This is a genomic window from Clostridium sp. BJN0013 (assembly GCF_040939125.1).
In the GTDB taxonomy this organism is placed as follows: Bacteria; Bacillota; Clostridia; order Clostridiales; family Clostridiaceae; genus Clostridium_B.
Genome location: NZ_CP162495.1, coordinates 1,981,720 through 2,005,515, shown reverse-complemented (window position 1 = coordinate 2,005,515; position 23,796 = coordinate 1,981,720). Strand labels below are relative to the sequence as shown.

General features: G+C 28.1%; 21 protein-coding genes, 1 CRISPR repeat array and 2 riboswitches. Of the genes, 5 read left to right on the top strand and 16 right to left on the bottom strand.

Features of this window, described 5'->3' with window-relative positions; translation table 11 throughout:
* The first annotated feature begins 245 nt into the window (after positions 1-245).
* Both AB3K27_RS10330 and AB3K27_RS10325 read left to right on the top strand, forming a co-directional pair.
* On the top strand, positions 246-743 hold the full coding sequence (locus AB3K27_RS10330) for a hypothetical protein (protein WP_368491100.1): 498 nt from the start codon (positions 246-248) through the stop codon (positions 741-743).
* Positions 744-852: 109 nt separating this feature from the next.
* Entirely contained in the window at positions 853-1,437 is a 585-nt protein-coding gene (locus AB3K27_RS10325; protein ID WP_368491099.1) for a TIGR00730 family Rossman fold protein, read from the top strand.
* 45 nt (positions 1,438-1,482) lie between these two features.
* Here the strand turns inward: AB3K27_RS10325 and panD are convergent, their stop codons facing one another.
* Entirely contained in the window at positions 1,483-1,866 is a 384-nt protein-coding gene (gene panD, locus AB3K27_RS10320; RefSeq protein ID WP_368491098.1) for an aspartate 1-decarboxylase, read from the bottom strand.
* A 548-nt stretch (positions 1,867-2,414) separates the two neighbouring features.
* On the opposite strand from panD, the gene AB3K27_RS10315 reads away from it, so the two are divergent.
* Entirely contained in the window at positions 2,415-3,200 is a 786-nt protein-coding gene (locus AB3K27_RS10315) for a GDSL-type esterase/lipase family protein (protein ID WP_368491097.1), read from the top strand.
* 121 nt (positions 3,201-3,321) lie between these two features.
* On the opposite strand, the gene ndk is transcribed toward AB3K27_RS10315, so the two are convergent.
* From ndk to AB3K27_RS10295, 4 genes are all read right to left on the bottom strand, one after another.
* A complete protein-coding gene (gene ndk, locus AB3K27_RS10310) occupies positions 3,322-3,723 on the bottom strand; it encodes a nucleoside-diphosphate kinase (protein WP_368491096.1) in 402 nt (133 codons plus the stop codon).
* Between the two features lie 283 nt (positions 3,724-4,006).
* Positions 4,007-4,252, bottom strand: coding sequence for a hypothetical protein (locus tag AB3K27_RS10305; protein WP_368491095.1), 246 nt, complete (start codon positions 4,250-4,252; stop codon positions 4,007-4,009).
* 326 nt (positions 4,253-4,578) lie between these two features.
* A complete protein-coding gene (locus tag AB3K27_RS10300; protein ID WP_368491094.1) occupies positions 4,579-4,971 on the bottom strand; it encodes a hypothetical protein in 393 nt (130 codons plus the stop codon).
* A 150-nt stretch (positions 4,972-5,121) separates the two neighbouring features.
* On the bottom strand, positions 5,122-5,583 hold the full coding sequence (locus AB3K27_RS10295; protein WP_368491093.1) for a hypothetical protein: 462 nt from the start codon (positions 5,581-5,583) through the stop codon (positions 5,122-5,124).
* Between the two features lie 794 nt (positions 5,584-6,377).
* Positions 6,378-6,483, top strand: a riboswitch (SAM riboswitch).
* A gap of 146 nt (positions 6,484-6,629) precedes the next feature.
* Here AB3K27_RS10295 and metA point away from each other — a divergent pair.
* Entirely contained in the window at positions 6,630-7,544 is a 915-nt protein-coding gene (gene metA / locus AB3K27_RS10290) for a homoserine O-succinyltransferase (protein ID WP_368491092.1), read from the top strand.
* 119 nt (positions 7,545-7,663) lie between these two features.
* Here metA and AB3K27_RS10285 read toward each other — a convergent pair whose 3' ends face one another.
* The 5 genes from AB3K27_RS10285 to AB3K27_RS10265 form a co-directional block, all read right to left on the bottom strand.
* Positions 7,664-8,845 carry a PLP-dependent aspartate aminotransferase family protein gene (locus AB3K27_RS10285; protein WP_368491091.1) on the bottom strand — a complete coding sequence of 394 codons (1,182 nt, stop codon included), beginning with the start codon at positions 8,843-8,845 and terminating at the stop codon, positions 7,664-7,666.
* Between the two features lie 93 nt (positions 8,846-8,938).
* On the bottom strand, positions 8,939-10,147 hold the full coding sequence (metK, locus tag AB3K27_RS10280; RefSeq protein WP_368491090.1) for a methionine adenosyltransferase: 1,209 nt from the start codon (positions 10,145-10,147) through the stop codon (positions 8,939-8,941).
* 129 nt (positions 10,148-10,276) lie between these two features.
* A riboswitch (SAM riboswitch) is annotated at positions 10,277-10,389 on the bottom strand.
* A gap of 145 nt (positions 10,390-10,534) precedes the next feature.
* Positions 10,535-11,914 carry a radical SAM protein gene (locus AB3K27_RS10275; protein ID WP_368491089.1) on the bottom strand — a complete coding sequence of 460 codons (1,380 nt, stop codon included), beginning with the start codon at positions 11,912-11,914 and terminating at the stop codon, positions 10,535-10,537.
* A 340-nt stretch (positions 11,915-12,254) separates the two neighbouring features.
* The gene (locus tag AB3K27_RS10270) at positions 12,255-13,637 is read right to left on the bottom strand and encodes a radical SAM protein (RefSeq protein ID WP_368491088.1); all 1,383 of its coding nucleotides are present in this window, start codon (positions 13,635-13,637) and stop codon (positions 12,255-12,257) included.
* Between the two features lie 194 nt (positions 13,638-13,831).
* Positions 13,832-14,383, bottom strand: coding sequence for a tyrosine-type recombinase/integrase (locus tag AB3K27_RS10265; protein ID WP_368491087.1), 552 nt, complete (start codon positions 14,381-14,383; stop codon positions 13,832-13,834).
* A gap of 1,019 nt (positions 14,384-15,402) precedes the next feature.
* Between AB3K27_RS10265 and AB3K27_RS10260 the strand changes: the two genes are divergently transcribed.
* Entirely contained in the window at positions 15,403-16,152 is a 750-nt protein-coding gene (locus AB3K27_RS10260) for a CAP domain-containing protein (protein WP_368491086.1), read from the top strand.
* A 272-nt stretch (positions 16,153-16,424) separates the two neighbouring features.
* Here the strand turns inward: AB3K27_RS10260 and cas3 are convergent, their stop codons facing one another.
* The 6 genes from cas3 to AB3K27_RS10230 all read right to left on the bottom strand — a co-directional run bounded on the left by cas3 (position 16,425) and on the right by AB3K27_RS10230 (position 23,135).
* The gene (gene cas3 / locus AB3K27_RS10255) at positions 16,425-18,752 is read right to left on the bottom strand and encodes a CRISPR-associated helicase Cas3' (protein WP_368491085.1); all 2,328 of its coding nucleotides are present in this window, start codon (positions 18,750-18,752) and stop codon (positions 16,425-16,427) included.
* Positions 18,753-18,765: 13 nt separating this feature from the next.
* The gene (cas5b, locus tag AB3K27_RS10250) at positions 18,766-19,497 is read right to left on the bottom strand and encodes a type I-B CRISPR-associated protein Cas5b (protein WP_368491084.1); all 732 of its coding nucleotides are present in this window, start codon (positions 19,495-19,497) and stop codon (positions 18,766-18,768) included.
* A gap of 9 nt (positions 19,498-19,506) precedes the next feature.
* Positions 19,507-20,382: a type I-B CRISPR-associated protein Cas7/Csh2 gene (gene cas7b / locus AB3K27_RS10245; RefSeq protein WP_368491083.1), complete on the bottom strand. Its 876-nt coding sequence runs from the start codon at positions 20,380-20,382 to the stop codon at positions 19,507-19,509.
* Complete coding sequence (locus AB3K27_RS10240; RefSeq protein ID WP_368491082.1) at positions 20,372-22,351, bottom strand: TIGR02556 family CRISPR-associated protein; 1,980 nt, start codon at positions 22,349-22,351, stop codon at positions 20,372-20,374. The genes cas7b and AB3K27_RS10240 overlap by 11 nt, the downstream gene beginning before the upstream one ends.
* Before the next feature lie 429 nt (positions 22,352-22,780).
* Positions 22,781-22,987: a CRISPR-associated endoribonuclease Cas6 gene (locus AB3K27_RS10235; protein ID WP_368491209.1), complete on the bottom strand. Its 207-nt coding sequence runs from the start codon at positions 22,985-22,987 to the stop codon at positions 22,781-22,783.
* Positions 22,980-23,135 carry a Dna2/Cas4 domain-containing protein gene (locus AB3K27_RS10230; RefSeq protein WP_368491081.1) on the bottom strand — a complete coding sequence of 52 codons (156 nt, stop codon included), beginning with the start codon at positions 23,133-23,135 and terminating at the stop codon, positions 22,980-22,982. The genes AB3K27_RS10235 and AB3K27_RS10230 overlap by 8 nt, the downstream gene beginning before the upstream one ends.
* Before the next feature lie 164 nt (positions 23,136-23,299).
* A CRISPR array of direct repeats spans positions 23,300-23,726; the repeat unit is 30 nt; unit sequence GTTTCAATTCCTTATAGGTATCCTAAAAAC.
* Positions 23,727-23,796 lie beyond the last annotated feature (70 nt).

Genomic DNA, 23,796 nt, shown 5'->3' with positions numbered 1-23,796 from the left:
AGAAGTTTTTTATTCTTCTACTATTACACATCTATTTATGTTATAATTATTATGTAATGATTGATTTACATCCAAAAACTAATATAAAAATTCTAAATAAAGAGTAGTATACCCCTATTATTCATGCAAAAACTCTATAAATTTTAAAATATTTAATTTAAAACCTAGCTTTAATATATAATTTGTATTGATATACCGCCATTAAAAGGTGGTTTTTTATATATAAAATAAAAAGGAGATATGATATGTATAAAAAAAATTATAAAATGAAAAAAACAATATCAATGAAAATGTTTATTGCTGAATTTGGAAAAAGTTTTTCAGAACATATGCAAAAAAGATTAATGGAATTAGATGTTAGATGCGTGCTAACTAGAAAAGAAAATGAAAATGTACTTGATTTTAAACATGTTGAACATACTATGTTTGATTGCAGTACAGATTACAATTTAAAACCTTGTCAAAAAGAATACACTTATGGTCAGCTTATTGTAGTCGAAGATATACTATATTTTTCAGAAAAATGCATAGAAAATGATAAGGTTATGCAGTCACCTATTGTAAGTGAGATCTATAATTCTTTAGACAGCAAGGACATGATAGTTTTTAATGGCACCAATGCAAAAAAAATTGATGACACAAATATTGATTATGTTATTGATACCATGCTCACAGTCTATCCTGAAGTTTCCCAAAAATATAAGGATATTATAAAACATATGAGTCTATATGATAATAAATAATAATTTAATAAAAATTACTGTAAGTTTATTAAGGTCTTATTCATATAATATAAGATAAACAATATGTACTATTTCAGCTTAAAAATGTATTTCAGGAGGTTTATCATAAATGAAAGCAATATGTGTTTATTCTGGTTCTAATTCCGGTTTACATCCAGAATACCAGAGAAACGCCAGACTTCTTGGCAAAATATTAGTGGAAAATAAAATAGAATTAATATATGGTGGTTCAAAAGTAGGACTTATGGGAGAAATATCAAAGGAAGTTTTAAAAAATAATGGAAAAGTTACAGGTGTTATTCCTAAAGGACTTTTCTCCGGTGAATCAGTTCATGAAAATTTAACCAAACTTATTGAGGTTAAAGATATGCATGAAAGAAAAAAAATTATGGCTGATCTCTCTGATGGATTTATAGCCCTTCCTGGGGGTCTTGGCACTTATGAAGAACTATTTGAAGTTCTCAGTTGGGCCCAGCTTGGAATTCATAAAAAGCCCATTGGATTATTAAATGTATTAAATTACTACAATCCTCTTATGGATATGCTTAATGCTACCTGTACTGAGGGCTTTATGGATAAATCTAGTTTAAAAATTATTTCAATATCGGACAACCCCCTCTTATTAGTAGAAAAAATGAAAAACTATACTCCTCCTATAATGAAAACTAAATGGTATGAATTCTCTCAAAATTAGAAGAATATAAAAATTAAGCCTACTTAAAAAATAGGCTTAATTTTATTATTTTACTTGTCCATGTTTTTCATAATCAGTTACTTGAGAAATTGAGTTATTTTCATTTAAAAATACCACTATGGGTTTATGAGCTTTAGCCTCTTTTTCATCTATCTGACAATAAGTCATTAAAATAACTTTATCTCCTGGCTGTACACATCTGGCAGCAGCTCCATTTAAACAAATTACCTTACTTCCCTCTTCTCCTGCTATAACATAAGTTTCAAGTCTATTTCCATTATCTATATCTACAACTTGAATCTTTTCATATTCAATTATGTGGGCTCTTTCCATAAGCTCTCTATCAATTGTTATACTACCTACATAATTAAGATTTGCTTCTGTAACAGTAGCTCTATGAATTTTGGATTTCAGCATATTTAACTGCATGATTTTCCTCCCATAAAATAAAGTGTAGTTCCAAATGGATACCACCCAGTTCATTTTAACATATAAAAGGCTTGTCTTCAAAAATATATTCAAAAACAACAAATTTTTTTATTAATATTTAATTTTCTTTGTAATTTTTACATATTTTTTAAACAATTTTTTCAATAACATGTTATTCTAGTTATGTAATTAAATTTTACGGAAGTATATTTATTTTAATTTTTTTAAAAATAAATATGTAAAATTAAAATTGTATAACACTCTAAACATAGAACTCTCACTGATGGAATGATACTCTTTTTTCAGGTAGTAATAACTTTTTAGAGTTACTTCCTAGGAGAGATACATCTATCTTCTATTCAGAAGATATTATACGACAGTATTTACTAGTGTGGCTTAAATAGAAAACTAAATTAGACGAGATTAGTACACCCTATCGGGTAGAAAATCTTCGAATGAATTAAAAGAAATGAGTTATAATGTTCGTTAGAATTCAAGATAGTTTTCTATCGAATATTGTAACTACATTATACAAGGAGAGATAATATATGAAAATCAAAAAAATTTCAACATTAATTATAGTTACTCTAGCATTATTAATTATTTTAGTAAACTGCGAAAAACATATTAATAAAATATATACACCTTTTAGCTCTACATCCTCAAGCTCTAATTATTTAAATAATACTGCTAGTTCTTCAAATCCAGAAAATATGGAACAAATGATCAATATAAATTTAAGTACTGATATCTATCAACAATATTACATAAACAGAGTAACCACTTTTATGAATACCTATAGTGGTTATGGAAAAATAATATTCTTAGGAGATAGCTTGATAGATATTGCCGAATGGAATGAACTATTGAATAATCCTAATGTGTTAAATCGAGGTATAAGTTATGATACAACCTCTGGTACATTAAATAGAATAAGTGAAATAACCAGATTAAAACCAAGCAAAATTTTTATTATGCTGGGAATAAACGATATAGGCAGGGGCTTAACCTCAAAAAACATAATAACTAACTACTCTAAGATACTAGAAACTATAAAAGAGAATTCCCCTGACACTACTATATATGTTCAAAGTGTACTACCTATAAATAAGGATTTATTTAAAACTAATACAAATGACAAACAAATAATAGAGCTAAATGCTTCTTTAAGAGAACTTTGTAAAAATTTTGATATTAAATATATAGATTTATATTCTCTTTTCACTTTACCCAATGAAAATAAGCTTTACCGGGAATATACTGTAGATGGACTGCATATAAATGGAAAGGGATATATAGTATGGAGAGATGCAGTTAAAGGTTATTGCAAATAATTTCCCTTAAAATTAATTTTTGTTGTATAAGCTGCTTTTACTGGTTTAAGCTTTAAAGTTAGAGCATAATAATTTCAATTTGATATTTCAGCTTTAACTCAATATACCACTTAAATAAAATTTAATTAGAGAACCATATTTCTATTTCACGTTCTGCACTTTCCGAGCTATCTGAGGAATGGACTGCATTTTCAGATTTTGATATAGCAAACTTTCCTCTTATAGTTCCTACTTCTGCATTTAAAGGGTCTGTATCTCCATTTATTTTTCGCACTAATTCTACTGCATTATCCGCCTCTATAATTAAAGCACAGACTTCACTGCGTGTAATAAAATTAATCAGCTCTTGAAAAAATGGTTTGCCTTTATGTTCATTATAATGTTTTTCAGCTATTTCTATAGTTGGCTTTACTATCTTTAAAGCGGCTATATGCAATCCCTTTTTTTCATAAATAGATATTATCTCACCCATTAATTTTCTTTCCATAGCATCTGGTTTTATAAGTACTAATGTCCTTTCCATATATATCACTTCTTTCTATTTTTATAAACTGCCATAATTTATCAAACAATTTTTAAGTTCAATCGTATAAATTTTTAAATGTATATTATATAATTTAAAACACTTCATAATCTTTTTTATTAGGGCTGTCCTCTTAATTGAGATGATATGCTTAAATTCCTAATCAATGCAATAAAACTTCACACTTCACATTTATAAAATATTTACTAAAATCCATCATATTATGTTACTGTAATATGATGGATTTTATTTGTAAATTTTACTGGTAAAATTAATTAGTTAGTTATTTACCTTTATTTTGTCTTGATTGTTGATTTAATTTTTTAGTTTCTTCTAAATTATTTATACTATTAGTAAAACTAGGTGAACTACTTTTTTCCCTTGATTGCTGGTTCGATTGTCTGGCTTCTTGAATATTTGAATCATTATTTATTAAAGAACTCACATTGCTTGATGCATTTCCCTTTTTATTTTTAGATTGTTGATTTAATTTTCTTGCTTCTTGTAAATTCTTGTCGTTAATATTCATACTTTTATTCTCCTCCATATCATGAATCTATAATCTAACCACTTTAAATTACGTTTATATGTTGCCACTATTCTTTTTCATTTATACTGTAATATAATTTACATATCAAGTGATTCTTAGGTTCAGGTGGAACTTACTCATGAGAACTACCTTTTTCCATTTGAACCTTGGAAGAACTTATCCATAGCATATCAGTGATTATCTCCCACTTTAAAGGAGTTGTGAATGTTGTCGGCAGCCTTCGGATAAAATAGATTTATGATATTTTAATGATTTACATATTAATTTTCAATACAAAGAGAAGAATAATTAAAAAATTTAATACACTAATTATCTAGCATTAACAGATATTCAAAAGCTTCATCTACATAATGATTGTATGCATCACTATTATTAAGTATATACACTCCTGATTTTTTAGTATGACTACCCTCACAATATCTAATTTTATGTTTATTTTTATAAACAGATATATTTATACTTTTACCATTATTAGAACTTAATTCAAATTTTTCTCCAGTAATATTCCATTTTATAACATTTCCATAAATTTTAATAGTATTTTTATCCTCATCAATTTCTATAGTAGACTTTTTTACATAATACTTGTCTAATACGTTTTTCATCTCAGCTACAAAGTTATTAATTGCATTTAACGCCTTTTCGCCATCAATTGTTTTACTGCATAATTCATAAATATACTTTTCTTTCCAATCCATCAGCAAACATCCCCCATATTTTTGTTTTAATTAAATTATATAATCTTTTTTTTAATATTGGAATAAAATAATATAAATTATTTTTCTTTATATAATTATATGTTTAATATGTACTGACTTAAGATTAAAAAGTAAAACTTTTTTTACTGGCTATTGTTCTTTATTTGTCTCTTCTATACCCTTATTTTCATCGTATTTATCCATTTCTGTGTTTTTTGGAGTTTCTACATTTTCTGCCTGATTTACTTCGATAACCTCTTGTTCTGGCATATCTTCTTCTAAACTATTATCACAATTATATAATTTACCAAAAAGTTTTGAAAATTTCTTATTAATTATACCTATTCCTATTAAAATACATACAATTCCCCCATACACACCAATAAACTCAAATATTCCAGGTAATAATTGAGATGGTACTAATTGTTCAAGTACAATATTTGCAGAATACCCTTGAGCTACATATTGATTTACAGTCTTTCTAAATAATATAATATTATTTACCAATAATGCAATTCCAACCAATGCTGTGACTAAAGCAGCAATATAAAAAGCAATCCAGCTGGAAAACTTACCTGATTTTTCAAATGCACTCTTACCTTTAAATTTCATAATAATTTCTCTCCATTTCCGCCTAAAAAGGCTTTTATAATAATTTTATAATAATGAATATTACTACATATTACTAAATAGTTATTACACTTATGTGTCAATATTGTTAACAATTTATAACCAGTAACATGGTTTACACTGATTATACTCATTTTGAAAAAACTAAGGTATTATAAAAAGTGAAATTTCAAAATAAATATTTATTCATTAAAATTTTTTATACAATTTGTTACTGAACTAATACTTTATCTACATTACATATTATTATATCACATAATCCATAAATTATATAAGTTTCGTATTTAAGGCATTTTTAACGCCAGCCTATCTCCTATTATGCCTTTACTAACTACTCTATAAACAGCATACTCTTTTTTATCTAAGATTGGCCATGCTTTAATTCTCATATACTATTTATGTTAAATGATTTCTAGATTTAGATAAAGTCTAAGAGAATAAATAGACTAATCAATAAATTTCATGGTTTAATTTATTGACACCAGTACAAAAAAGATGTTTAATTATATTACTGACTAGTCAGTAATATAATATATTATTACATAAATTTAAATAAAGAATTAAAAGATATTCAAAATAAACTAAGCAGTAATAATTATGATTTTTCTTGTGTATTTTTACTTTTGTCACTTTTAAAACGGCCTTTACATAATTTAATAAGAACTTCAGAACATAAATTTAGAGAATCCGGTCTTTAAATCGATTAGTCTTCAGTTAAAATGAATTATTGACAAAAATGAAATTTTAGTATAGCATGTAATATAAAATCAAATTTAATCTTATCAAGAGCGGCGGAGGGACTGGCCCTATGAAACCCGACAACCAACATTTTATTAAAATGTATGGTGTTAATTCCAGCAGATTATTTCTGAGAGATAAGGAAAATAATTTCAAATTAGTTTATTGTAAAAGTTATTTTTCTTACAGAAAAATAACTTTTATTTTATTTTAACTCCAAAATTGAAATTTGAATAATAAGATTTTTATTTGATTACCACTAAAAATATTATAATTTAAGGAGGGATTTTATGCCAATAAATATACCTAATAATCTTCCAGCTTCTAAAGTATTAAAAGCTGAAAATATATTTGTTATGAATGAAAATCATGCAGTACGACAAGATATAAGACCACTTAATATAATTATATTAAATTTAATGCCCCTTAAAACCATTACTGAAATACAACTTTTAAGATTGTTAAGTAATTCACCTATACAAGTTGATATATCTTTAATGTATTTAAAGTCTCATAATTCAAAAAATACTCCTGAAGAATATTTAATTAAATATTATGAAACTTTTGAAGAGATAAAAAACAAAAAATTCGATGGTATGATAATAACAGGTGCACCCATAGAAAAACTTGAATTTGAGGACGTTGATTATTGGAAAGAATTAACTGAAATTATGGATTGGAGTACCCAAAATGTTTATTCAACTATGTATATATGCTGGGGATCTCAGGCAGGACTTTACCATCACTTTAAAATTCCAAAATATATGCTGGATAAAAAAATATCCGGTGTTTTCTCTCATACTATAAATAGGGCTAATATTAAACTTTTTAGAGGTTTTGATGATATATTTTATGCGCCACATTCCAGATATACCTTTGTAAAAAGAAAGGATATCGAAAAAATTCCTGAACTAGAAATAATTTCTGAATCCAAGGAAGCTGGTGTCTATATAGTAGCGACAAAAGGTGGACGCCAGATCTTTATTGCTGGACATCCTGAATATGATACTTTAACATTAAAATCAGAATATGAAAGAGATATAGCACTGAATTTACCTATAGATATACCCAAAAATTATTTTCCAGATGATAATCCAGATAAAACCCCTTTATCAAATTGGAAAAGCCATTCTAACCTACTATTTTTAAATTGGCTCAATTATTATGTATATCAGGAAACACCTTATGATTTGAATAAGCTATAATAATATCTATTTAAAATAATTCTATTATACTAAATAGGAGCAGATTTACATAAAAATTAAATCTGCTCTTTAAGTAAGTATTTCTCCAGATAATGCTTACTTAATTTTTATTTACCAACTTACTGTAATCCGCATTTTTCCAAGGCCTGTTTTAAATCAGATATAATATCACTAGCACTTTCTAGTCCTATGCTAAATCTAACATATCCATCCTTAAACACCTCTGGGTAAAAGTTAATTCTCTCATCATTTGGGCCAGTATAAACAATTAAGCTCTCATCATGCCCTAATGAAACGGCCTGAGTGATCAATTCCAGTGAATTAATAAATTTATTATGTGTATCTACATCTGCTTTAAGTGCAAAAGAAATTATCCCCGAATACATTTTCATCTGTTTCTTGGCAATATCATGCTGCGGATGGCTTTCTAGTCCAGGGTATGCTACAAACTTTACTACTGGGTTTGATTCAAGATATTTAGCCACCTCCAATGCAGTTTCACTATGCTGTTTCATACGCAGTGGAAGTGTTACAACTCCACGCATAATTAACCATGCATTAAAAGGACTTATAGTTCCTCCCAGATTAACCATAGCTTCACGTTTTATTTTATCTATAAGTTCTTTTTTACCAATTACTGCTCCTCCCATGGCATCTCCATGTCCATTTATATACTTTGTCAAGCTGTGTATGACAAGATCAGCCCCAAGCTGCAGAGGTTTTTGTAAAAATGGAGATGCAAAGGTGCTATCAACACTTAATAAAGCTCCAATGGATTTTGCAATTTTAGATATTTCTTCAATATCACTTATTTTAGTAGTAGGGTTTCCTGGAGTTTCAATATGGATAAGCTTTGTATTTGGTCGTATTGCTCTTTTTATCTCTTCTAAATTAGAAGTGTCTACAAGACTTGCTTCTATTCCATACTTATCTGGTAAATATTCATTTAATAATCTATAAACTGCTATATAGGAGACATTGGAACAAATTACATGTGACTCCTTATTTAAAAAGGCAAAAAATACACCAGCCAATGCAGAAACACCACTTGCAAGTACCACACAATCTTCTCCCTCCTCAAGGGAAGCTAACTTTTCCTGAAGGTATATCTGGTTAGCAGAAGTATTCCTTGTATAAAGTAGCTGATCTACATCACTCCAATTTATAGAAGATGCATCCTCCGGCAGTCTATAACAATTTGCCATAGTTATAGGACGTCTGATAGCTCCTGTTTCCTTGTCAATTCCATTTCCTACATGAATGCATTTTGTTATAAAATCAACATTGTTCTTATCAATCATCTTATATTTTCCCCTCCAATATTTTGCTGCATAATACTGCTGTTCAAGCAGTATTATGCAAGGTATAATGATTTATTTGATATACTAATATAATTAAAGACTGCTGACCAATTTTTTATAATTTTTATATACACTTTTTATTTCATTAACTTTATCAAGCCTTTCCCAAGGGGCATCTATGTCAGTTCTGCCGAAATGTCCATATACAGCAGTATTTTTATATATAGGTCTTCTTAAATTAAGATCCCTTATAATAGCTGCCGGCCTTAAATCAAATACTTCATTTATAATTTCTACTATTTGATCATCATCTATTACTTTACCTGTGCCAAAAGTATCTACACTTATAGATACAGGTTTAGCAACACTTATGGCATAGGCTATTTCTACTTCAATTTTATCTGCTATGCCCGCTGCCACCAAATTTTTTGCCACCCACCTTGCAGCATAAGCTCCTGACCTGTCTACCTTAGTTGGATCTTTCCCTGAAAATGCTCCGCCTCCGTGTCTCCCATATCCTCCATAACTATCAACTATTATTTTTCTTCCCGTAAGACCTGAATCCGCTTCTGGCCCCCCTTTTACAAATCGTCCAGTAGGATTAACCAGATACTTTGTATGGGAATCTATTAACCATTTTGGTATTGCTACTTTAATGACCTTATCTATTATATCTTCTTCAATTTTATCATGACTTATATTATCCTCATGTTGAGAAGATATGAGTACAGTATCTATTCTAATAGGCTTATCCCTTTCATATTCTACTGTAACTTGGGTTTTGCCATCCGGACCCAAATACGGAATTATATTATTTTTCCTTACCTCCGCAAGCTGCTTTGCAAGCTTGTGAGCCAATACTATTGGAAGGGGTAGATATTCCGGTGTTTCATTAGTTGCAAATCCAAATACTATTCCCTGATCTCCTGCTCCAATTGCCTCAATACTATCTTTTTCACCATTTCTAGATTCCAAAGAATCATCCACTCCAAGTGCAATATCTGAGGATTGCTCATCTATGGATGTTATTACAGCACAGTTAGATGCATCAAATCCAAATCTTGAATTATTATATCCAATATCACTTATAGTCTTTCTCACTATCTTAGGTATATCTATATGAGCCTTAGTTGATATCTCACCCACTAAAATTACAATTCCTGTATTCACAACCGTTTCACAAGCAACTCTTCCATTCTCATCTTTTTCAATAATGGCATCTAATATGGAATCCGATATTTGATCACAAATTTTATCTGGATGTCCCTCCGTAACAGATTCTGATGTAAATAATCTACTCATTTTTACTACCTCCAATTCATGCTTTATAATTAAATAGCGAGCCAATTCCATATATTTTTCATTATCTTGTATTAAATTAAAATAAAAAACTTCCTGTAAAGAAACTTCAGGAAGTTTATATCCTCTAGTCTCTTATCTATCAGGTTCCAAACTAAATACCTGCTGGAATTAGCACCATGAAATATAAATTTTCTGGTTGCCGGACATCATAGGGCCAGTCCCTCCGTCTCTCTTGATAAGAAATCTATATTTAATTAACTCATTTTTGATTTATATACACTATAAGGCCTTTAAAATATTTTGTCAATATAAAATTTATAAAAGATGATGTAATGGCATTGTCTTCCCAGTTCGCATATAGCCTTGTATTTACACTTTTTTTAATTATTACCCACTAAAACTATTCATGCCATTAGAAATTTCTTTTAATTTATTATATATATTTCCATCTTTTATACAAGATTTTATTTTAAAAAATATATTTGAAAACTTAACTGCAAACCATAATCCTAATCTTCTAATTCCTGCTGCAAATCCAAAAATTTTAAACATTATGAAAGAGGATTTAAAAGTATAAAACATTTTTGTTAATTTAAAAAACTCACTTTGTAAATCATAAGGCGACATATTTTTAGGCTTAAAATTTACTACCATCATATCAAAATATTGCCAATCATTATTCAGTATACGATGTTCATTTTTGTACTGTTCATAAATAGGAGTTTTGGGAAAAGGAGTTAAAATAGCAGGTTGAAATTGATAAGCATTTATTTTTTCGCAAAATTTCTCACCTTTTTCCATATCGTCCTTGCTGTCGCCATCTAATCCAAGTACTAAACTTGCTATAATTTTTATTTTATATTTTACAAGAACCTCACCACATTTCTCAATATCAGAAATTTTTTGTTTTTTATTTATATCATCTAAAGATTTCTGGTTCAAAGATTCTATTCCTATAAGTACTCTATTTAAATGAGCATCATGAAGCAATTGAAGCAATTCTTCATCATTTGCCATATCTGTTCTTCCAAAAAAGAACGTCTCTTTAAATACCAAATTATTTGAAATCATCTTTTTTAATATTTCTTTAGCCCTAGCTTTATCTGCAGTAAAATTATCATCTTCAAAATTCATATATTTAAATCCTTGCTTTTTATACATTTTAAGTTCTTCTATTACATTATCTGGCGTCCTTTTTCTGTAAGGATAAAACATTCTTGATGTAGTACAAAAAGAACATTTAAAGGGACATCCCCTTGATGTAATTACATTGGCCGCATCACATGGGGTTTTAAGAATATTATAATCTGGAAATGGTATTTCATCTAAATTTTCTATACATTTTGAATAAACTATTCTATCCTTGATTTTACCTTCAACTACATCTTTAATTACTCTCTCTCCTTCACCTACAATCACCTGATCTGCATGCTGTAAAGCTTCTTCTGGCATACCTGATGCATGTATTCCTCCTATTATAACCCTCTTATGTTCTTTATTTCTAAAATAATCTGCAATATAGTAAGCTCTAGTTGAGTTAGAAGTCATGGTATACAATAGTATCAAATCTGCAGTTTTAAATTTATTAAAGTTTAAATCTTTGTATAATTCTTCATATACTTCTACATTATGACCTGCATTTTCTAAAATTCTACCAAGTATAAGCGGGCCTACAATACTATTTGTATGTCCATATATCTTTTCTCCAAACCTATATATAGAATTTCTTCTTATATCTGCTGCCGGCACAATAAAAACTATTTTCATATAATTATCACCTAACTTAAATAAAAAATATATTTTATTGCATTGATTCTATAGCCTACATTAATTATAAATAAACAATCTAATATATATATATATATAAATACAATAAATAAGAATAAGAAAAGATTTATTTTTCAAAAACATAGCAAAATATTCTTTCATCATAAGCATATGATACTGATGTAAATCAATTGTTACTAAACAAATTTCCAGCTCATTTTTTCCATATTTAAGTACTCTTGCATTTGTTTCTTAATTTCTATAATAATGCAAATTAAATTCGTAAAAGTTTCAGATTTTTTATTATCTTTATTGTTTACTTGACAAGGTATAGTCTATATTATCCTTTAGAAAAATTATCATTACCTTCTTGCTTAAAAACTTCCTTCCATGTTTTTTCTGCATATGGTGCAAAATCTTCTGCTGATTTTGTTATTTTTCTATGAAATTCACTGTCATGAAGCATTTTTTCTGCTCCATCATCATCCGGTTTCGCCCCTACTTCCTTACACACATCTATTATGACATTGGTATTATCTATCATACTACATGGCCTCAACATGTTCTTATTATAAGGCTGCATAGATCTTAACTTCTTAAAAAATGGATCCCTAAATGCATCTATCAAATGTCTCCCCTTCAAATTAACAGTTGAAAAATGTGAAAATATACACGGTTCAACATCTTCTTTCGAATTAACATGGAAAAAGTATTTACCTGCAATACATCCTCCAACATATGGAGCATCATTAAAGAAATCTATAGTAAAATATGGTTTATTAGCTCTTATTTCTCTGGATCTTCTTCCAAGGTAATCTCTCTGTTCTGCTGTAAGCATCATATTAAAATCTTCATCTTCTCCATTGACAGGCATGAACAAAAAGTACCAGCTCATTCTTGAACCTTTTTCGATTAACATATCTGTAAATTCATCACTGAGCACTGTGTTTATATTAGTTCTCGTAACCGCTGAAGATACTCCGAACAATATACCTCTTTCATGGAGCATATCCATAGCCTTTAAAGCTTTTTGGTATGTTCCCTTTCCTCTACGAGCATCGGTATCATTTTCAAACCCCTCAATTGAAAGCATAGGTATTACATTGCCACATTTTTTGAGTCTATCTGCAATTTTTTCATTAAGCAAAAGTCCACTAGTAAATGGTGTGAACATCACATCATCATATTTTTCATAAATATCTAGAAGATAATCATTGAAGAAAGGCTCGCCACCTAGAATAATAATATAGTAAATTCCAAGGTCTCTTGCCTCCCCTATAATTCTATCAACTTCTTCTGGCGGAATATCATCTTTTTTACTGTAACTTGAAGCATAACATCCTTTGCAGTGAAGTGAACACCTCATAGATGGACTTAAAAGCATAACAAATGGTATTTTAGTATCCTCCTGTCCCATATATTTTTGCCTCTTAGGACCAGCATACCAATTTGCATTTGCAAAAAAATTAGTAAAAAACTTCTTTAAACATTTAGTATCCGTATTTTTTAAAATATCTTGGATAAATTCATGCTTGGGCTTATCGTTATTGTAGTAATCCTCAACAAACTCAATCTGAGATAATGCAGATTTGTCTTTTGTGAGCATTTTAATAGCTGCAAATATCTTATTTATATTTTCTTCTGGGTTTTTGTCAAGATAATCAACAACTTTGTTCACAATAGCTTGTTTAGTATTTTTTTCTAAAGCGCTTTTTATTTTCATATAAGGTCCCTCCTAGTAAATTAAATTTAGTGTAAATTCCTTTATAGTAAACTTAAAAAATTCTTTTACAAGTTCTGGCTCATTAATTGCTAAAATATTCTTTTTGCTTATATCTTCACAAAGTTTTTTAGGATATTGTCATATGAATTCATTACGATGCTTTTCTGCCCCTAAATATATACAGATATTATACATTAAAATTGAACTAAAGAATACAGTTCATCTTCATTTTCCTGGGTTATTCCAATATATCTAAGAGTGATCTTTTTGGACGAATGATTAAATGTATCCATAATGAGGCCAATGTTATATCTACTCATTTTATAAGTCCAGTAGCCCCAGGTTTTTCTTAAACTATGAGTACCGAAATTTTCTATATGAAGATTTACGGCTGCAGCTTTTAGGATTCTATACGCCTGTGTGACGCTTATAGGCCCATTGGGGGCTTTTCTGCTTTGGAAAATATAAAAATTAGTTTGTCCAAGGTTATTATGCTTTATATAAGCTTTTAGAGTCTTCTTAAGATTGTTATTCAATTTAATTTTCTTTTTCTGAAATACAAAATAGTCCTTAAAACTAAGATGTGAAGTCATTAGATCCTGTACTCTTACTTTAACTACATCTGATATTCTAAGTCCTGTATTAAGTTGAAATTTTGCCAGCAGCCAATCCCTTTCATTTTTTTCCTTTAGGTATGTAAGCAGTGCATCTATCTTCTTTTTATCTTTAATTGGTTCCACAACCATGCTTTCTTCCTCCTGAAAGTTATGTATTATTTTTATAGTATATCATATAAAACAATACATTCAAAATAAATATAATAAAAAGGCCTATACTTAAAATCACTAGAGGCCTTTTTATATCAATACTTTAACATATTTCTGTGTTAGATTACGATTTTAAGTCATTATGTAAGTAAAGTCATACAATAAATAAATCAAAGTAAAAATATTTGTATAAACCTTTGATTTATTATAAATAATACTAATTTTTATTTAAAACAGCTGAAATTTAATATTAAATACCATATTATAACATTTATTCTTCAGTACATGACATGGATGCTCCTTCTACCCCTACTAGTAAACCTTAACAAATTATCCTATATTAACTTATACTATTAAATTTTAAATTATAAGAATCAAACTTCTTATATATAATGTTACTATATAATATTATAATAAAATGTATTTGTCAATATCTACTTTGACTCTTTTTTATTTATAATATAAAAGTATAAATTTATATACTTTTGCATAAATATTATATTAAAAATATTCTGATATATAGTTATTTTATTAAAGCATATAAATTATATCTGATTTTAATAAATTAATTATTATTTATAAACGCATAAAAAAATTCTATAAATATATTTTTCATAATATTCATTCTGTAAAGTCATTTTATGAATAAGTATTAAAATTACAATTTGAAATAATAATTTACCATAATTCTATTATAATTTATAAATAAAAACATAGTATATGATGAATACATTTAATATATATCTATAAATTCAACATTGTATCCATATCAAGAAAAAAATTACTTATTTTATTCACAAATTTATATTTATATGAAAAATGAACCTTATATACCATAAATTTCTGATAATTTTCAAAAATGTTTGTAGTTCATTCATAAAATAGAATTAATTTATTCATATTTATTATTTATACTCTAAGATAAGTTTTTAATAAATATACAAAAACTTAATATGAAATTTAATATAATTTCATAAAAATTTTAGGGGGTTTACTTTATGAATAAAAAAATCAAATTTTTAATTTCGACACTAATTATTGCAGCTGGCATACCAACTATTATACCTACTATGGCAAAAGCAACATCAAATACTTGTAACAATCCATCAATTCAACAAGTTTCACTAAAATGCGATTTAAATAACTTAAATAACTATTCTCAATTTAAGAACTGCCTTAAAAACTGTACAGTCGTTACTTCAAAAAATGCTTGTGAAAATATTTGTAAAAACAACACTTCTACCACTAAACCGTCAACAAACAACAATCAAACCAGCACCACTAAACCAGCAGAAAATAATGGACAAACTTCTACTACACCTAAACCAGCAGAAAATAGTGGACAAGCTTCTACCATAGATGCAGAAGCAAACGAAGTAATTAGATTAGTTAATGTAGAAAGAAGTAAAAATGGATTATCTCCGCTTAATGCTAATGCTGAACTATCCAAAGTAGCCACAGCAAAAGCACAGGATATGATTGATAATAGTTATTTCAGTCATACTTCACCTACTTATGGTTCACCTTTTGATATGATGAAGAAATTCGGTATTAGCTATACAGCAGCAGGAGAAAATATCGCCTACGGACAGAAAAATGCTGCAGAAGTAATGAATTCCTGGATGAATTCTCCAGGTCATAGGGCAAACATATTAAATTCTAATTTCACTGAAATTGGAGTTGGAGTTGCTAAAGATAAAAACGGAACTCCATATTGGGTTCAAATGTTTATAAACCCTGGAAAGTAAATACATATCTATAAATATAGATATTGACATCAAAAGCTGAGAATAAACTATATATTCTCAGCTTAAATTAATTTCTCAGCATGTATGATCGCTAAACATTAATTTAACGATCATAATTTAAGATCTTTAAAAAGTGTGTATTTTTAACATATAATTACCTTTACTAAAATTAAAACCAAATATTAGATTCAAATATACTTTGTACAGCATCTTCTTGTTCCTGTGTAATGGTACCATCAGATACTAGATTATCTAAAATAGAAGGTAATCCATTAAAATGCCATGAAGTTATCATTATCTTTCCGTTTATATCCAGTATATTTATCGTAATAATAGTCACAAGCCTCTTGAGAAACATTTAACATAAATTTTCCTTGAAACTTTGATGCTTCCTTTTTAGGAAGAGACAAAGTATAATCTCTAAGTTTATTTTTTATTTCAATATATATAGTCCTTCTTTTATTTATGTTTTTTTCTTCAATCATTTTCAAAAATTTGACGTAAATTTTTTCTGCTTCTTCATTAATTCTAAAAAATACATCAACATAATCAGGGTTATCTTTAATTAAAGAAAATTTATCAAGACTATAGTCATAACCCTCCTTTGTAAAATATAATTTTTGTATGGACTTCAAAAATCCCCGAGACACATCATCCCCATTAACATTATCGTTTACTTTTTTAAAGTATTTTTCTATTAGATCAAAATAGTTATTTTCCTCAACAATATTTAAATCTTCTAAAATTTCTTTAGTTATATTGATAAGTCCTTTACCATATACCATAGAGCCAAAGGAACTATTATGTTCATTTACCATAAAATGAACATAAACATTACAGGTATCCTTTTGTCCATTTCTATTTCCCCTGCCTGCACATTGAATTATGGAATCAAGGGGACCAATATCTCTTATAACATTATCAAAATCAAAGTCTACCCCTGCTTCAACTACTTGAGTGGATACAAGTATTATTTTTTCTCCATGCTCAAGTCTATCTCCCACTTCTCTAATTACAGTTCTCCTATGTAAAGGCAATAAGTTAGTAGATAAATAATATACTTTTCTATCGGAAAAACTTAAATTATTATAAATCTTTAACGATTGTGAAATTGTATTGCAAACTATTAAGTAAGATTTTTCTTCAACATTATCATTGAATTTTTCTAGAAATTTTTCTACAGTTATAGGACTTAAATCAAGTATCAATCTAGTTCTATTAAAATAATTAAAATATTTTTTACTGTTTTTCAAAAGTTCTAATGCATCTTTTAGAATTATAGGCTTTGTGGCAGTCATAAATATAATTTTACAATTTAAATATTTACAGCACCACTTTAATACATTATCTATTAAATTATAATATCTAATATCCAATGATTGAATCTCGTCCAGAAGAATTATCGAATTTCTTATGGCATCAAATTTCTTGAGCATTCTATTTCTAGTGCCAATTAAAGTTTGTAATAATTGTACAAAAGTAGTAACCACTATTCCACTATTCCAATTTTCAATTAAAAGTTCTGCCTGATCTCGACTGTAATCCTCATCTTCTGAATTATAAACCACATTGGACAAGCTATGATGTTTAATTATATAGCCGCTGTCTTCCTTTTCAAAATTCTGTACATCTTTAAATAATTCATAGATTACATTGTAATTCTGATCAATTATAGATGTAAAAGGCAGTGCATAAATTATTTTTCTGCCTCCACCTAATAATTTATTGAGCTTTAATGCTGTAAAAAATCCAGTATAAGTTTTGCCAGTTCCCGTAGGTGCAGTTATGGAAAATATGTCATTATTTAAATAATTTTTTTCTATATTACAGCTTACCTCATTAAATATATATCCTCTTATTCTATTTATATCCTTTGTGTCATTACTACATTTTTCCCTTCTAACTTTATCTAACATTCTATAATTTCCAAATTTGACTTGGGGCAGATGTGTATTTGAAGCACTTAATTTATCCCCGGATATAAGGGCAGAATATAATATCTGGTGTAAAAAATATATATCTTCGCTCTTACCTGTCATATCTATTTTAAAGCTTATTTTTCTAAGAGATACAAGTATGTTATCAAAAGAATTCATATTTAAAAATTTCTCCATATATTTTCCATATCCCAATTCTTCATAGTCTTTTATTATCCATTCTTTATTATTCTTTAAATCTCTAAGTTGTTCTAAAGAATTATTCAACTTTTCTAGAAAAAATGCATCATCTTTACGTTTATTTATACCGCTGAGTTCTTTTGGAAGATCATAATCTGGATTTTGAAGATTTCCATGATGGTGCAATACACAGTTATATGCAATAAGAGGATATTTACTTTTTGCTTCAAATACTTCAAAACAAATATACGCTGCAAGAACAGCAGATATAAAGCCATGGTTTTTAAGTTCACCAGAACTTTCATCATTCTTCATTATATAATTTTGAAAATAAGTAGTATATTTTCCAAAATCATGAGTGAAACTTATTATTTCATTTATTTGTTTCAAATCATCCGGCACTAAAGTCTCACTTAAAAGCTTTACTTCTTTTAAATGTAGTATCATTTTTTTCTTCGGATTATTGTGAGAATAAAACTCCATGAAATTCCTCCTCTCACATGAAAACTATATTTTCATCTACATTATTATATTTTACATTCACAGACTTACAATTTAATTTAACTTTTATGCTTTGTCCATTTTCATCATATACATAGGAATTCACTTCATGTATTATTCTGCCATCTGTAAAATCTGCAGGCATTTTTTCTTTTACTAAAAATAGATTCTGTTTACCTACATCAATACCTCCACTGCATATATACTCTGAATTTATAACGGAGCTTATTTCCTGCCAGCTATTACAATCCATCTGTTTTCCCTGTACACTGGCCACAAAATGCAGGCTGCAGTTAAAAGGAGCAGCCCCTAAATAAGGTATATATTCAAAATTTTTATTTTCTATACTGTGTTTAAGGCTATCCATAATTTTCATATTATTTGAATTTATATAAATTCTGTACACAAGACTATCTTTAGAGGTTATTATTTCAAAGGGTATCTGTGTATGTTCCTTTGGTTCTATAAGATACTTTTCACTGGTAGCTTTAATATAGTTTACAGTCTGCATTATTTTATAGATACTACAAAGCTTTCTAAGGGCAATATTACATATATTTTTAGATAACATTTCATAATAACTGTCCCTTTCCATACCTAAAACAGCTCCTATTATACCTTCAATTACAGTTCTCGGAGGAATTGAATAAGATAGAGAAGAAGAATTTGTATAGAATTTTCTAAAGTGAGCAAATTTGCCTTTTAAATCAAAAATCAATATATCCATTTCCGCCTCCTATTTAACTTCTTCTAAATGGAAACCTTTAAATACCTCCTGAAATTCACATTCGCTTTCTCCATTCATTATTTGAAGATTTTTATCTGCAAAATAGTGGATTTTAAATATTCTGTCACTATAATTGTTTAAAAACTTAAGAAGTTCTTCAACATGAAGACAACATTCATTTATTGCCCTCAAATTTTCAGTTTTCCCTTCCAACCTTACATAATCCCTAAAATCACCAAGTACAGTTTTATTGTCTTTGTATTCTACCCTCATATAAAGTCTTGGATACTGTCCTATTTTACTCCTAGTTGCAAGCTGTGGTATAGCATATCTCATAGCCTGATCAAGTAATACTACATCATCTTCTTTAAGTTTGGTTTTTTCTGCCCTTTTACCCGATATAACTCCTGAAAAAGCCAAAAATGAATATTTTACCCTGTAATCCTTTCCTATAGCTCCCTGGGAATTTGAACTGTCTGAGGAAAAATGAGAGGTTATACTGGATTCCATAAGTTCTACTTTGTTTAAGGAATACCCCCAATTAAATTGGACAGGTCCTATAAAAGTTTTATTATATTTCTTTATAGGCATAGTAGCACCAAATAATCTTACATCTATAAGTTCATCAAGTATGGTATCCACATCATTATTTTTCAAACTTGCTATTATTTCCTCTGGAGTTACCGATTTATCTTCCAGTTTCCTTACAAATATATTATAGCCCATGTCCATTAAATAGTTTCTTATGTATCTTTTAAGCCTCAGATCCGATACAAGATTTATGTCCCTTTCATAGTCCATCCTTGGTCTGTTTTCCTCGTCAGGATCTCCATTTGGATTTGAAAGCTTTGCATCATAAAGGTATAATATCTCACTATTGTTCATCTGAAATTACCTCCTCTTTCTTTTTATTGTTTAGTATTGCCCTAGCAGTATTATAGCTATAGCCTGATAATACATAAAATAAATTTTCATGCTTGTTCATTTTCCACTTTTTAATATTCATATCTAAAAGTCTTTTTAATTCATTAAAAATCACTTCGTTATAATGTCTTATCTTTTCCTGATTCATCTTTCCAAAAACTTCTGTAGTGAGTCTTATAATTTTATTTTTATCTATGCCACTGTAATTTAATTTATTTAATATGGGTTTTTTTGAATCTGTATTATTTTCCCCTGAATTTTTATGTAATCTCCTGTACTGTGCATTTCCAATCTCTCCTATAAGGTATCCAAGTAAAAACATAGCTGTTTCCTGTTCATTATATTTCATATTTTCTATATAATTTTTAATATGATCCTTAAGCTTTAAATCCTCTGTATCCATAGCCATTTCCTCCTTCATGCATCCCATATACCTCATAAATTCAATACACAAATTTCCATTTAAAACTGTACTGTATATAGAATTATATTTTGAGTTTATATTAAATCCTTCTTTTTCAAAATATATAACATTAACTGCCTTTATAACATTTTCTATTATAGTGCTCTTCTGTATATTTCTCCTTGTAAAAAGTGCATCATATAAAGAAAGCAAACTCTTATACTGTTTTGGTTCTCCATTTACTATTTTTACAGGTATAAGATAATATATGCTTCCTAGATTCATTCCTGTTTTCCACTTATTACTTAATATGGACTTTGCAAGCTCATAGGTTCTGGTGGAATTATAATTTATTTCATCAAATATAGAAGGATCAACATCTTTTATTAACTTCTGAACTTTTGTAGATGCCTGGGCACTTTTGTAAAATATAAGATTAAGAAGATAAAAACTCTTTTCATCTCTTGAAAGAATTGAATTTCGGGCATTTGTTCTCATCTCTTCTATACTTTTAAAACTTTTCACAGTATTAAAGGAATTTTGTATATTTTCAGATATATAATCCAATTCTTCTTTGGAAAGGGGTTCTCCATATACAAAATGCGGTACAAGATATACACTAAATCCTGCAAGGTTTGTACTTAAATTATTTTTTATATAAGATTCTCCTGCCAATAACTTATTTAAACAATTCTGGCACAATATCATGTTTTTAGAATAATTTTTTCTACTTAGATTACTGCTGAATATCACTTGATTTGTGGTATAAAACTTTATCTGTATACCTGTTAAGTCATCCGTAAGATTTTCATCTTTCCCGCACATGGAACAGTACTGATTATAGTTTTCATTAGACTTTTTATTCTCAAATTTTAACTTTTCACATTTTACCTTTTCCCTGTATGCCTGAAAGTCACATAATGGAACACCATCTATAAGTATGGTAAAAAGACCTATTTCATTAAATTTCAAATCATATTTTTCTTTGATGTACTGTTCTAATATTTTTCCAAGTCTATCTGTAATTTTCTTATCTTCCTGATTTTCATTTTTTAAATTCTGATATATGTCTTCTACACTTTCTTCGCTTATGCCAAATTTTTTTAAATCCAGGACGTACCTGTATTTATTTTTTACATTTTTTCCTAAATCCACATAGTAATTATTAAATATATTATTTATTTTAGTATTTAATTCTTCATCAAAATATTTATTTTTTAAATTAAAAAATGTTTCTGTTAAAAAATAACTTACAGTGGTACTGGAAGAAAACCACTGAGGTGAAGCAGGACCTCCTGATTTGCCTAAAAATAAGTATTTCAATGTTGTTTTTTCACCCATTTCTTCAGTTACATCAATATTTAAAGTATTTATCCCTGTATTAAAATTTATTTTCATTACATAGAGCTTTTTATTTTTTCTAGTTGTCTTAAGTTCCTGGACCAAACTAAGGAGCATATCTCCTTCAGATAGTACTGCATTTCCTATCTGCAATATACCTTCCTGCACCTTTTCACCTTCTTTCATACTGTATTATAATTCTATAAATAGTCTAAATTTCCTTCTTTTTGTGATATAAATTTATGTATTTTTTCTTTATTTGACATAAAGTATCTACAATAACCTAAACTATTCCTATAAAAAATAAAATCCCAACTTAAGTTTATAAGCTAGAGTTTTTTTTATTATTATGTAATCTAAAATTCAGTAGTATTATTTTGTATTAAAATTAATACTTTAATAAAGTCTTAATTCCTTATAGGTAGTCTAAAATCAACTGCAAATATCAGCTGTTTCTCATTGCACTTACAAGTTTCAATTCCTTATAGGTAATCTGAAATTCCATTCAATTATCATTATAGCACAATATGCTAATAAATTGTTAATAAAATCACAAATTCTTATATAACATTGCTTCAGCCTTCTATCTTTTTTTACTTCAATACACCCAAATCCCTAAGAATTTTTAGAACCAATACCTGCGTTATAGTCTATATCCATAAGTTCTTTTAAACCCCGCATTAAAAATTCACCATCCCATCCTTTTATAACATATCCCTTATACATTACAATTTTCTGCTTCAATTTTTCTTTATTCAAAGGAGTTATTGAAAAACAACTATCCCAAGGCTTAGTTCCATAATGTACTTCATGTTTATGTATTAAATTTCTTTTTATAAGTATTTTTATATATAAATCTTCCTATATCTACATTTTCGTCCTGCTGATCCGGTACAATTTTTCTGGACATAAACCATAATTCCCTTTTACAAATATTATAATACCATAAGAATACACCATTTATATCCAACTGTAATTCTCCTTTCCACAAATTATATTTTTGTGTATTGGAATACTTTATTTACATAATTATATCATAATAATCTTTCTCATAATCATCAAAAAATGATAACTATAAAAACAACCCAGGGGTTGTTTAAACACATTGGTAAAATTATAAAGTTTTTATTATTGATTCAAATTCCTTATAGGTAGTCTAAAATCTTGTGCTGATTGTAATGAAATGTTCGTTTTAAGTGGAGTTTCAATTCCTCATAGGTAGTCTAAAAACTATACCAGATACAGTTAACGTTGAATCAAAAGTAAAGTTTCAATTCCTTATAGGTATCCTAAAAACCAAGAACCTAAAAAGTATGCTGGATGGGAAATAATGTTTCAATTCCTTATAGGTATCCTAAAAACAGAGATAGACCTTTTGCTTCCCTATATTGCTTTATCATGTTTCAATTCCTTATAGGTATCCTAAAAACGACATCATTACTTGAACAGTCAAAAGATTTTCTTAAGTTTCAATTCCTTATAGGTATCCTAAAAACGAATTTTTATCAAGACTTAGAGGAACATAGAAACAGTTTCAATTCCTTATAGGTATCCTAAAAACCCATCAAATATAGAATACATCAGCTTGTCCAAAACTGCAATATCCAAGAAAATCTCTGGAAAAATTTCAA